Below are 12,293 nucleotides of genomic sequence, written 5' to 3'. Positions count from 1 at the left end.
TCAGGCTCCTGTGGCGATAGGGGTGATGGTGGGCTGCGCGGCGCCATCCAGCAAGGCCAGGCTGGCACGCAGCGCCTCGCGCAGCGGCGTCTGGGGCACGGGGCCGGCGTATTGCGCCAGCGCGGTGCCGTCGAGCGCATGCGGCACCTGCCAGAGGTAGCGCATGGCCTGCAACGAGCGCAGCATGGGCACCACCGGAGTGGCCAGGCGCATCCAGCCCCAGGGCAGGGATTGCACCCGTAGCGCGCCACCGCGCAGCCCACCTTGCTCCTGCGCCCATTCGGACAACACCGTCTGCCAGTCGTGGCCGGCAGTGGTGTGACCGGCAAACGGCAGGCAGGGCAACTGCCCCGGCGCGGGGGCTGGCGCGGCGGCCACGCGCACAAAGGCCTGGGCCAGGTCGGGCAGGTAGGCCCAGGCGTGCGGCACATCCAGCGGGCCGGGCCAGGTCATCACGCCCTGGCGCAGCTTGCGCGCGATCACCAAATCCAGCCAGGTGCCCTGGCCCGCGCCAAAAAAGTCGCCCGCCCGCACGATGACGGCGCGCAGCCCCTGGGTGGCCACGGCCTGGGCGAGCTGCTGCTCCAGCGCCACGCGCACCGCGCCCAGCGGCGTGCTGGGGCGCTGGGGCGTGCGGGCATCCAGCACGGCGGGCATGCCCGCGCCAAAGTTGTACACGTTGCCGGGGAACAGCAGCACGGCACGCAGCGCCAGCGCGGTAGTGATGGCCTGGTGCAGCAGCACCGGGGCCTCGGCGCGCCATGCGCTGGCGGTGTAGCGCGCGGGGTTCATGGCGTGGACCACGGCGTCGGCCCCCTCGTCCAGCGCCGCCTGCAGGTCTGCGCCCGGCGCCAGCCATTGCACGCCGGGCAACGCCGGAGCCTGCGCCACCGCGCCATGCCGCCAGGGCGCGCGCACCCGCCAGCCTGCCGCCGCGAAGGCCAGCGCCACCGCCCGCCCCAGGCGCCCGTTGGCGCCCAGCACCCATACCGTCTTGGCCATGCTCATCTCCATGTGCTCTGTGATGGGCTGGATTGTGGGAACCATCGCGACGTTACACAATTGCATAAATGCCCATAGCAGGATTTCATCCATGAATACCCCGTTCGACTGGAACCTGGTGCGCTCTTTCCTGGCCGTGCTGGAGCACGGCAGCCTGCTGGGCGCGGCGCGCGCCTTGCAGTCCAGCCAGCCCACCATGGGCCGCCACATCGCCGAGCTGGAGGCGCAACTGGGCACGGTGCTGTTCGAGCGCACCGGCCGGGGCCTGCAGCCCACCGCCACGGCGCTGCGGCTGGCCGAGTCGGCGCACGCCATGGAGGCCGGCGCGCATGCGCTGGCACGCGGTGTCTCGGGTGCGCAGGCCGGCGCCAGCGGCACGGTACGCATCAGCGCCAGCCAGCCCGTGGCCTGCTTGCTGCTGCCGCCGCTGCTGCTGCGCATGCGCCAGCAGCTGCCCGACATCCAGGTGGAGCTGGTTGCCAGCAACGAGGTCAGCAACCTGCTGCGCCGCGAGGCCGACATCGCCCTGCGCATGGTGCAGCCCGACCAGTCCAGCCTGGTGGCGCGGCGCATCGGCAGCGTGGCGCTGGGCGCCTACGCGCACCGCGACTACCTGCGCCGCCGGGGCACGCCGCGCCAACCCACCGACCTGCTGGCGCACGAGCTGGTGGGCAACGACCGCTACGAGGACATCCTGCGCGGCTTTGCCGCCCTGGGGCACCCGGTGGGGCGCGAGCAGTTCGCATTCCGCACCGACGATTTCATCGCCTACTGGCAGGCGGTGCGCGCGGGCCTGGGCATCGGCTTCGTGGCGCACTACATGGCGCGCACCGACCCCGAGGTGCAGCCGGTGCTGCCCCAGCTCGCGCTGCCAACGCTGCCCATCTGGCTCACGGTGCACCGCGAGATCCGCACCAGCGCGCGCATCCGGGCGGTGTATGACTTTCTGGCGGAGGCGGTGCCACAGGCGCTGTAGAAATGCTCCTCTTTTAATAGCTGATAGCGCTTATCTGTATTGGCCCCAATGCTGTTTTTTCTCTGAATACACCCATGGAACGCAGTGTTGCGCAGCCAGGGCCTAGTCCTGCGCAGCCAAGACCGCTCCAATACACCCAGGAGCATTGCCATGACCACATCCTCGCCCATCCTGAACGCCCAGCCCCTCGGCCCGCTGTGGCCCACGCTGGACCCGTTTCTGTTCTGCGCCCATCACGATGACGCCTACCCGGCGGGCAACGGGGCCTTCGGCCCGGCGCCCCACCTGCTGGGCGGCCGCCAGATCGGCAGCGATTTCAGCCGCCAGGACGGCTGGAGCATGTACCACGGTGAGACGGTGCCTGGCTTTCCGGCGCACCCGCACCGGGGCTTCGAGACGGTGACGCTGGTGCGCAAGGGCCTGATCGACCATGCCGATTCGCTCGGCGCGGCCGCGCGCTTTGGCGGCGGCGACGTGCAGTGGGTCACGGCAGGGCGGGGCATCCAGCATTCCGAGATGTTCCCCTTGCTGCGCACCGACGGCCCGAATCCGCTGGAGCTGTTCCAGATTTGGCTGAACCTGCCCGCGCGCCAGAAGATGGTGGCGCCGCACTTCACCATGCTGTGGAACGAGCGCATTCCGCGCCTGGCGCACCGCGACGATGCCGGCCGCCTGACCACCGTCACCGTGGTGGCTGGTGCCCTGCCAGGTGCCGCCGCGCCGCTGGCGCCGCCGCCCGAATCCTGGGCCGCGCAGCCGGACGCCGACGTGGCCATCTGGACGCTGCACCTGGCGCCGGGCGCCCGCTGGGTGCTGCCCGCCGCGCGCGGCCAAGGCACGCGGCGCATGCTGTACTTCTTTGCGGGCGATGGCCTGCGCATCGGGCCGCATCACCTCGGCGAGCACGCCGCACTGGAGCTGGTGGCGGGCCAGGACTGGGCGCTGGAAAACACCGGCACCCAAGCCGTGGAATGCCTGCTGCTGCAGGGCCGCCCCATCGGCGAGCCGGTGGCGCAGTACGGCCCGTTCGTGATGAACACGCGCGAGGAGATCATGCAGGCCATGCAGGATTACCGCCGCACGGAGTTTGGCGGCTGGCCCTGGCCCGACAGCGCCCCGGTGCATGGCGGCATGCCACGGCGCTTTGCGCGCTACCCCGGCGCGCAGGCCGACACGCTGCCGGGTGAGTGAGAAAATCCCCGCTTTGCCTTCCGAAAGCGCCGCATGAACATCAGCAAAGACACCGCCGTCACCCTCAGCTACAAAGTGACCACGCCCCAGGGCAAGCCGCTTGACGCGGGCCACCTGGCCTACCTGCATGGCGGCTACGAGAACATCTTCCCCAAGGTCGAGGCCGCGCTCGAAGGCCAGGCCACGGGCTTTGCCACCACCATCGACCTGGCGGTGGAAGACGCCTTCGGCGCGCGCGACGAATCACTCGTGCGCACCATCCCCAAGAGTGAGTTTCCGCCCGGCGTGAAGGTGGGCGGCCAGCTGCAGGGCGTGGGCAACGACGGCCAGCCCCAGGTGTACAACGTGGTGAAGATCAAGGGCCCCGAGGTGCACCTGGACGGCAACCACCCGCTGGCCGGCCAGGCGCTGCGTTTTTCCTGCAAGGTGACGGATGTGCGTGCCGCCTCGGCCGAGGAAATCGCCCACCGCCATGTGCATGGCGCCCACGGGCACCACCACTGATTGCTATTGTTTTGATAGCTGCTGGCGCTTGATATTCAAGCGCCAGAGCCATAAAACCCTTAAAGCGCCGCTTCCAGGATGGCGCGGCTGACCTCGGGCGTGATGCTACGGTGCTCGCCCAGCTTGAGCATGCCGTGCGCCGTGAGCTGCGCCACCACGGCGTCCACGGCCTCGCGCCCCAGGCCGTAGGCGGACAGGCGCGTGGGGATGCCCACGCTCTCGAAAAATGCGCGGGTGTGCGTGATGGCGGCGTCGATGCGCTCGTCCTCGGTGCCGCCGCTGACATGCCAGACGCGCTCGGCGTACTGCAGGAGCTTGTCGCGCTTGGCTGCGCGTTGCGACTGCATGAGCGAGGGCAGCACGATGGCCAGCGTGCGCGCGTGGTCTATGCCATACAGCGCGGTCAGCTCGTGGCCGATCATGTGCGTGGCCCAGTCCTGCGGCACGCCCGCACCGATCAGGCCGTTGAGCGCCAGCGTGGCCGTCCACATCAGGTTGGCGCGGTGGTGGTAGTCGGGCGGCTCGGCCAGCGCGCCGGGGGCAATTTCCACCAGGGTCTGCAGCAGGCCTTCGGCAAAGCGGTCCTGCGGGCGTGCCTGCACGGGGTAGGTCAGGTACTGCTCCATGACGTGCACGTAGGCGTCCACCAGGCCGTTGGCAATTTGCGCGGGCGGCAGGGTGTAGGTCTTGGTCGGGTCGAGCACCGAGAACTGCGGAAAGCAGTGCACGCTGGAGAACGACAGCTTGGCCTGCGTGGCCTTGCGCGTGACCACGCCGCCGTTGTTCATCTCCGAGCCCGTGGCGGGCAGCGTGAGCACGCTGGCCAGCGGCAGTGCGCGCTGCACATTGCGCCCGCGCTGCAGCAGGATGTCCCAGGGTTCGCCGTCAAAACAGGCGGCGGCAGCCACGAACTTGGTGCCGTCGATGACGGAGCCGCCACCCACGGCGAGCAGGTAGTCGATGTGCTCGGCGCGCACCTGCGCCACGGCGCGCATCAGCGTTTCGTAGCTGGGGTTGGGTTCGATGCCGCCAAACTCGCTCACGCTGCGCTCGCCCAATGCGGCGCGCACTTCGTCCAGCGTTCCGGTGCGCCGCGCGCTCTCGCCGCCGTACAGCACCAGCACCCGGGCCTGCGCAGGCACCAGGCGCGCCAGGTCGGCCACCTTGCCTTGGCCAAAGACGATGCGGGTGGGGTTGTGGAATTCAAAGTTCAGCATGGGTCGGGCTCCTTGTGGGGCAGCCATGCTAGCGCGGGAGGCCGCCGGGTGGCAGTCGCTGGGCGGACAGCCCCGGCAGGTCACCTGGATAATTTGCTACGAAATCCATAGCTACTTGCGCTTACCCATCAAGCGCCCGATGGTGTTTTCTGTCGTGAACACGTCGCGCAGCAAAGCCTGGCGCAGCAGGCGTGCGGCCCGGTCGCGGATGTGCAGCGGGCTCACGGCCGGGAAGGGCCGGAAGCGCGCCGCGCTGCAGGCACCCAGAAAGTCGTGCAGGAGCGCCGTATCGTCCAGCGTGTGCGAGCCCTGCACATGGAACTCGGGGTGCCACTGCGTGGCCGCGATGTAGCCCTGCCCGCGCAAGGGGCTGCGGCGAATGGCCTCGGGGATGCCGTCGGGGTGGCTGACGGCCTCGACCACAAAACCGGGTGCCAACCGCTTGATACCCTGGTGGTGGATGCTGTTGACCGTCACCCGCCGCTGGCCGGGGTACAGGTGCGCCAGGCGCGAGCCGGGCACCAGGTCGATCTCGTGGAAATGCTGGTCGTAGGTGCGCGCGTTGCGGTGCTGCTGGGCACCGGGGTGTTGGGTCTCGATGTCCTGGTACAGCGCGCCGCCAAACGCCACGTTGATGAGCTGCAGCCCCCGGCACACGCCAAAAATGGGTTTGCCTGCCTGCGCAAAGGCCTCGACCACGGCCAGGTCGTACAGGTCGCGCACGCGGTCGCCCAGCCATTCCTCGCGCAGCGGCTCCTCGCCGTAGCTGCCCGGCCACACGTCGGCGCCGCCGTGCATCACCACACCATCGAGCCACTCGGCATAGTGCGCCAGCGTCACGTCGCCACGCGCCGTCTCGCCCGTGGGGCAGGGCACCATCACCACCATGGCGCCGGCCGACATGATCCAGTGCGCGATCGACTGTTCGACGTACTGCAGCGTCTTGCCGGTGAACAGCGAACGCGAGGGGTCGGCATGCTGAAAGCAGGCCGACAGCCCGATCTTGAGGCGGCGCGGTGCAAACATGCGGCTGTTGTAGCACTGCGCGGGCGCTGCGTCTGTAGGCGCAATCCGTCGGGCGGCCTGTACCGGGCGGACTTCACGGTGCTGTTGCTTTTACGTGCCACCCCTGTATCCAGGTGTCACCGGCCGGTCGCATAATTTCCGCCATCCCCCACCTGGCCCTGCGGCCTGCCCACACCAAGGAAGCTCCATGCCCTTGCCGCCCCTTCGCGCCCGCCCCCTGCTCTGCGCACTGGCCCTGGCGTGGCCCCCGCACACCCTGGCCGCCCTGCCCGCAGGCGCCGCCGCTGAGATCGTGGACCTGCAAGGCGCGGGTGACCAGCGCCCGGCCAGCGCCACGGCCTGGAGCCCAGCGCGCACCGCACAAGCCCTGGCTGCTGGCGACTTTGTGCGTACACGCGAGGCCGCGCGCATGGCCCTGTTGTTTGCCGACCAGACCCAGGTGCGCCTGCACCAGAACACGGTGCTGCAGGTCAAGGCGCTGGCGGCGGCCGGGCAGGGCACCACCACGCTGCGCCTGGAGGCCGGGCGCGCCTGGACGCAAACACGCCGCCCGCCCGGCAGCCCGCTGGAGCTGCAAACCCCCGCCGCCACCGCTGCCATCCGTGGCACCGACTGGCACATCAGCGTGGAGCCCGACGGGCGCACACTGCTCACCGTGCTGTCGGGCACGGTGGAGTTTGGCAACCCCCAGGGCACACTGACACTGAACGCCAACGAAGCCGCCTATGCCGAAGTGGGCAAGGCCCCGGTCAAGCTCATGCTGGTGCAGCCGCGCGAGAGCGTGCAGTGGGTCAACGCCCTGCAGCCCGACCCACTGCCCCACCTGGCCGCCGAGCCCCTGCCTGCGGCGCTGGAGCCGGTGCGCGCCGCGCTGGCGGCAGGCCAGATCGACCGCGCGCGCAGCGCCCTGGCCCAGACGCGCACCCAGGCGCCTGCCGCCTGGGGCGCCGCCCTGGAATTGGCCATTGCCCTGCAGGCCGGCCAATGGCCGGAAGCACGCGCACTGGCGCAGCAGCAAATGCCCCAGCGCCCCCCCTTGCCGGTGTGGCTCATGCAGTCCGACCTGCTGCTGATGGGCGGCGAAGGCCAGGCCGCAGTGGCCACCCTGCAGGACGCGCTGCAACAGTGGCCCGCCCACCCCGCACTGCTGGCCCAACTGGCCCGCGCGCAGTTGCTGCAGGACCGCTCGGGCGAAGCCGCTGCCACGCTCGCCCAGGGCCAGGCACCCCACCCCGAACTGGCGCTCGCCCGTGGCGCCCTGGCCCGCCGCCAGGGCGATGCGCCGAGCACACTGGCCGCCTACACCGAAGCCACCCAACTGGCCCCGCAGGACGCACGCGGCTGGCTGGGCCTGGGCAGCGCGCACACCGAGCGCGAGGACACCGGCCCCGCGCGCCAGCACCTGCAGCAGGCGCTTGCACTGGCACCGCACCTGGCGCAGGCCCAGGGCGAACGCGGCACGCTGGAGACCTTTGCCAACCGATTTACCGACGCCGAAAGCGCCTTCCAGGCTGCGCTGCAGGACCACAGCGCCGACTACGTCGCCCTCACCGGCCTGGGCCTGCTGCGGCTCAAGCAAGGCCAGCCCGAAGCGGCGCTCGACGCCTTTTTGCGCGCTGGCGTGATGGAGCCGCGCTACGCCCGTGCCAAGACCTGGACTGCCGTCGCCTACTACCAGCTCGGGCGCCACCAGGACGCCATCACCACGCTGTACCAGGCTGCCGCACTGGACGACAAGGACCCCGTGCCCCACATGCTGCTGGCGCAGATCCACACCGACCTGTTCCAGCCCGGCGAGGCCGTGGCGGCTGCGCGGGCCGGGGCACAGCGCATGCCCTACCTGCGCTCGCTCAACCAGTTGGCCAACGACCAGAAGGGCAGCGCCAACCTGGGCGCGGCGCTGGCCTTCTTCGGCATGGAAGACTGGGCGCTGGAGCTGGCGCAGCAGAGCTTCTACCCCTACTGGGGCGGCAGCCACCTGTTCCTGGCCGACCGCTACGCGGGTGAGTTCAACAAGAACTCGGCCCTGTACCAGGGCTTTCTCACCGACCCCATGGCCTTTGGCGCCAGCCAGCGCTACGCCTCGCTGTTGCAGCGTCCTGGCAGCCACGGCGCCGTGGGGCTGACGCTGGACCGCGAGTTCTACCGCCTGGCATCGCCCGCCCTCACGCTCAACGGCATGGACAACCGCCATGTGCCAGTGTCGTGGTTTGTGAAGGCGCAGACGGCGCGGGCGCTGCGCTTTCCGGTGGATGTGGGGGTGGTCAACTTTCCGGCTTTTAACGCTGGAACCGCTGCTTTGGATGCTCAGGTTCTGAGTCTGGGTGGAGGAATACAACCGACCGAGCGATTGAACCTGTTTGCGTATGCCAATTGGTTCAACTTCAATGTGCGCGGCGCAGATGGTCTGGAAACATCTATCGACAAAAGCCTGGGGCAAGGTGCAATCGGCTTGTCATACCGCTTCAGCCCCACCGAACAGACATCGCTCAAGCTGGGGCGAAGCGTGGACAAGGCAAAGATCAATGGCTACCCCGCACTCTTCAATCTCTCGAATCTTGGAGGCATTCTGAGTTTGAACTCGATGCCACGCAAGCAGTTCACCGACCTTCAGTTGCACCACACCTTTGACCCCACGCCAGGCACGCGCTGGACTGCCACTTTGGAGCATGTAGTTGAAAAGCAGGCCAGCGAGTCCAGCGCAGGCGGGGTCGTCGCCGCAGCGACCACCGATGTGTTGATATTTGGTGGCACGAATGCCATCGATCGGCGCTACACCGCCTTCACCCTGGCGGGCAGCCACCGCTACAACCCGATGTTGAATGTCGATGGTGCGCTGGGGTTGCAGCAGATCCGGCATCGGGTCGATGGCGCAAACAATTTCTGGTTAGTAGCGTCGAATCAGATCGACGGCGACATCGCCCAACGCCACGACACCGAACGCGTCTTCACCCCGCGCGCAGGCCTGGTGCTGCAGCCCGCCCCCGGCCACACGCTGCGCCTGGCCTATCAGGACTGGATGCGGCCGCTGAGCACTTCGACCCTCGCGGGCATCGAGACAGCCGGCATCCCCGTGGAAGACCAGTTGCTCGAAGCCGGTGGCCGCCACAAGCGCGCCGTGCTGCAATGGAGCCAGGAATGGGGCGCTTCCACCTTCATCAAGCTGCGCGCCGACCACCTGCGCCTGACCAACCCCGGCACCATCGGCGTGGATCTGCGCACCCCCAGCCTGCCGTTCCTGGAGGAGCTGCGCAACGCCCAGTTGACCAACCTCTCCAGCACCGACCTGCTCGAAGACACGCCCAGCTACGAGGGCGGCACCCTCAAGGTGCTGGCAGGCAGCGTCAACCACATGTTCAGCCGCCAGTGGTCGGGCTACGCCAAGTACCTGTACCAGCACAGCCACAGTGCGTTTGGTGAAGGCGACGAGCGCGTGACCGGGCGCATGATTCCCTATATTCCGCGCCACACCGCCGTGCTGGGCGCCACCTGGGCCAGCAGTGCGCGCTGGTACCTCAGCGGCCGCGCGGTGTACCGATCCGAACGGTTTGAAGACAAGGAAAACCTCACCCGCCGCCCACCGGGCTGGAACCTGGACCTGATGGGCTTCTGGGAATCCACCGACAAGCGCTGGGTGGTAGGCATGGCAGCGCTCAACCTGTGGGGTCCCAAGTCTGCGCGCCAGAAGGCCCGCTTCGTGCTGGATGCGCGCTACCGTTTTTAAGCCGCTCGGCGCGGCGCTACTGGCCCTGCTGTTGGTGTGGGCCGCCGCGCACAGCCGCCCCTGGCATGCGCTGGAGTTCCGCAGCTTTGACCTGTGGACCACGCTCGCCGCGCCGGGGCGCAGCAGCGTGCCCGTGGCCATCCTGGCGATCGACGAACCCAGCTTTCAGCAACTGGGCCAGGGCTGGCCTTTTCCGCGCAGCCTGCACGCGCGGCTGATCGACCGCCTGCGCGAAGACGGCGCGCGCGCCATTGGCTTTGACGTGGTGTTTGCCGACCCCGCCGCCGACCCGGCGCAGGACGCTGCCCTGGCCCAGGCGGTGGGCCGCGCGGTGGCCGCCGGCATTCCCGTGGTGCTGGCCTCCAGCCGCGAGAAGGTGGACAGCGCCAGCGCCACGCTGTGGACCGAGGTGCTGCCCCTGCAGACCCTGCGCGATGCCGGAGCCCAGCATGGCGACGCCGGTGTGGAGCCGGACGACGACTTCGTGGTGCGCCGCATGCCCCCCAGCGCGGGCCGCTTTGCGGCCACTCTCGCGCAGCACCTGGGCGTCCGCCCAGCGCCCGCGCCCTCCGCAGACGCCGACCGCCTGGTGGCCTACCGGGGCCCGCGCGGCAGCTTCGACACACGCTCGTACTACCAGGCCCTGGAGCCCGACCTGCTGCCTGCGGGGTACTTTCGCGGCAAGGTGGTGCTGGTGGGGCGCTCGGCCTTGACGGCCAGCGAACTGCAACACAGCCAGGCCGACCTCTTCAACGCCCCCTTTGCCGCGCTGGGCGGCGAACGCCTGTTCCCCGGCGTGGAACTGCAGGCCACCCTGCTGGACAACCATGTGACCGGTGCCGCCCTGCGCCCCGTGCCCGAGGGCTGGAGCCTGGCGCTGGTGCTGCTGGCCCTGGCCGTGCTGGTGCCAGCCAGCGTGCGCTGGCACCCTGGTACGGTGGCAGGGCTGGCTGCAGGGCTGTCTGGCGCGGTGCTGCTGCTGTCGTGGTGGCTGTTTGCCCAGGCGCGGCTGTGGCTGCCGCCGCTGCTGCCGTTGGCCGCCGTGGTGGCCATCTACGGTGCCACGGCCCTGGTGGCCTACGCCACGGCGCGCCGGCACGCGCGCCAGGTGCGCGCCATGTTTGCACAGTATGTGCCCCCCGAAGTGGTCCAGCGCCTGATTGCCCAGCCCGAACTGTTGCGCCTGGGCGGCGAGACGCGCGAAGTCACGCTGTTGTTCACCGACCTGGCGAACTTCACCACCCTGTCGGAACAACTCAGCGCCGAGCAGACGGTGGAGGTGCTCACGGGCTACTTCAACGCCATGACGCCGCTCATCCACGCCACGGGCGGCACCGTGGACAAGTTCATCGGCGACGCGGTGATGGCCTTCTGGGGCGCGCCCCTGCCCGATGCCCAGCACGCCGAGCATGCCGTGCGCGCGGCCATCGCCATGCAGCAGGCCATGGTGCCGCTGGTGGCCGCGCTGCGCTCGCGCGGCCTGCCCAGCATCCACATGCGCATCGGCCTGCACACGGGCCGCGTGGTGGTGGGCAATGTGGGCTCGGAGCAGCGCTTCTCGTACACCGCCATTGGCGACGCGGTGAACCTGGCGGCGCGCCTGGAAGGCGCCAACAAGGCCTTTGGCACCGGCATTCTGGTGTCGGGGGCCACGGCGGCCCAACTGCCCGACGACATCGCACTGCGCCCGCTGGACGATGTGATCGTCAAAGGCAAGTCCGAACCCGTGCGCGTGTTCACGCCCTGCGATGACGCGCAGGTGTGCCAGTTGTCGCACGCCGCGCTGCAGGCCTTCCATGCCCGCGCCTGGGATGAGGCCAGCACCCACCTGCACGCCCTGTTACAGCGCCTGCCGGGCGACACCACCGCGCAGCGGCTGCTGGAACGCCTCCAGGCCGCACGAACGCTGCCGCCTGGGGCAGCTTGGTCGCCTGCAGTGGCACTGGACAAGCTCTGATCCAGACGAACTTCCCCCTCCACTACAGAAATCTCGCCGCAAATCCGGGCATGATGTAGGCGTGGGGACCGCATCATCCCGGTCGCCGCACCGACCCATCGCTCAGAAAGGAGAACCCATGCAAGTACAAGTCCATACCGACAACAAGATCCAGGGCGGAGAGTCGCTGGCCCAGTGGGTACAGCAAGAGGCCGTGTCTCGCCTGGCGCGCTTCAAGGACCAGGTCACCCGCATCGAAGTTTTCCTGTCCGACGTGGACGCAGGCAAATCCGGCGCCAACGACAAGCGCTGCCGCATGGAGGCGCGCCCCGCAGGGCGCCAACCCGTGGGTGTGACGGCCGATGCCGACAAGCTGGCCGATGCCTTCACCGGCGCCATGGAGAAGCTGGCCCGCGCCCTCGACAACGACCTGGGCCGCGTGAAAGACCGCAACGGCCGCGACACCATCCGCACGGCGGAGGAATGAGCGACCCGCACGCCACCGATCAGCGCCTGACCGAGCTGGAGATCAAGGCCAGCTACACCGAGGATCTGCTGGACCAGATGAACCTGGCCCTGTACCGACAACAGCAGCAGATCGACCGGCTGGTGCAGGAGCTGACCCATCTGCGCCAGCAGATGCCCGAGCCCGGTGGCGGCGCGCCGCGCAACCTGCGCGACGAGATTCCGCCGCATTACTAGAGAACATCCCCCTGC

The 12,293-nt window shown here is 69.2% G+C and carries 10 protein-coding genes; 7 read left to right on the top strand and 3 right to left on the bottom strand.

What is annotated here, in order from left to right; genetic code table 11:
• Complete coding sequence (locus GWK50_RS00430; protein WP_242455244.1) at window positions 1-1,047, bottom strand: NAD-dependent epimerase/dehydratase family protein; 1,047 nt, start codon at window positions 1,045-1,047, stop codon at window positions 1-3.
• 46 nt (window positions 1,048-1,093) lie between these two features.
• Here GWK50_RS00430 and GWK50_RS00425 point away from each other — a divergent pair, with 46 nt between their 5' ends.
• From GWK50_RS00425 to GWK50_RS00415, 3 genes are all read left to right on the top strand, one after another.
• Entirely contained in the window at window positions 1,094-1,978 is an 885-nt protein-coding gene (locus tag GWK50_RS00425; protein ID WP_162014774.1) for a LysR family transcriptional regulator, read from the top strand.
• A gap of 150 nt (window positions 1,979-2,128) precedes the next feature.
• A complete protein-coding gene (locus tag GWK50_RS00420) occupies window positions 2,129-3,169 on the top strand; it encodes a pirin family protein (RefSeq protein WP_162014773.1) in 1,041 nt (346 codons plus the stop codon).
• A gap of 33 nt (window positions 3,170-3,202) precedes the next feature.
• Window positions 3,203-3,673 (top strand): peptidylprolyl isomerase, encoded by a 471-nt coding sequence (locus tag GWK50_RS00415; protein WP_162014772.1) that lies wholly within the window; start codon window positions 3,203-3,205, stop codon window positions 3,671-3,673.
• A 59-nt stretch (window positions 3,674-3,732) separates the two neighbouring features.
• Here GWK50_RS00415 and GWK50_RS00410 read toward each other — a convergent pair whose 3' ends face one another.
• Window positions 3,733-4,890, bottom strand: a complete 1,158-nt coding sequence (locus GWK50_RS00410; protein ID WP_162014771.1) for an iron-containing alcohol dehydrogenase — start codon at window positions 4,888-4,890, stop codon at window positions 3,733-3,735.
• A 111-nt stretch (window positions 4,891-5,001) separates the two neighbouring features.
• Window positions 5,002-5,916: a type 1 glutamine amidotransferase gene (locus tag GWK50_RS00405; RefSeq protein ID WP_162014770.1), complete on the bottom strand. Its 915-nt coding sequence runs from the start codon at window positions 5,914-5,916 to the stop codon at window positions 5,002-5,004.
• Between the two features lie 187 nt (window positions 5,917-6,103).
• Between GWK50_RS00405 and GWK50_RS00400 the strand changes: the two genes are divergently transcribed.
• The 4 genes from GWK50_RS00400 (at window position 6,104) to GWK50_RS00385 (ending at window position 12,278) form a co-directional block, all read left to right on the top strand.
• The gene (locus GWK50_RS00400) at window positions 6,104-9,640 is read left to right on the top strand and encodes a TonB-dependent receptor (protein WP_162014769.1); all 3,537 of its coding nucleotides are present in this window, start codon (window positions 6,104-6,106) and stop codon (window positions 9,638-9,640) included.
• The gene (locus GWK50_RS00395) at window positions 9,621-11,597 is read left to right on the top strand and encodes an adenylate/guanylate cyclase domain-containing protein (protein WP_162014768.1); all 1,977 of its coding nucleotides are present in this window, start codon (window positions 9,621-9,623) and stop codon (window positions 11,595-11,597) included. Before GWK50_RS00400 ends, GWK50_RS00395 begins: the two co-directional genes overlap by 20 nt.
• Window positions 11,598-11,715: 118 nt before the next feature.
• Complete coding sequence (locus GWK50_RS00390) at window positions 11,716-12,063, top strand: HPF/RaiA family ribosome-associated protein (RefSeq protein WP_162014767.1); 348 nt, start codon at window positions 11,716-11,718, stop codon at window positions 12,061-12,063.
• Entirely contained in the window at window positions 12,060-12,278 is a 219-nt protein-coding gene (locus GWK50_RS00385) for a SlyX family protein (RefSeq protein WP_162014766.1), read from the top strand. Before GWK50_RS00390 ends, GWK50_RS00385 begins: the two co-directional genes overlap by 4 nt.
• Window positions 12,279-12,293 lie beyond the last annotated feature (15 nt).

It is taken from the genome of Acidovorax sp. 210-6, from assembly GCF_010020825.1.
Classification (GTDB): domain Bacteria; phylum Pseudomonadota; class Gammaproteobacteria; order Burkholderiales; family Burkholderiaceae_C; genus Simplicispira; species Simplicispira sedimenti.
This window is presented reverse-complemented; position numbering and strand designations above follow the sequence as displayed.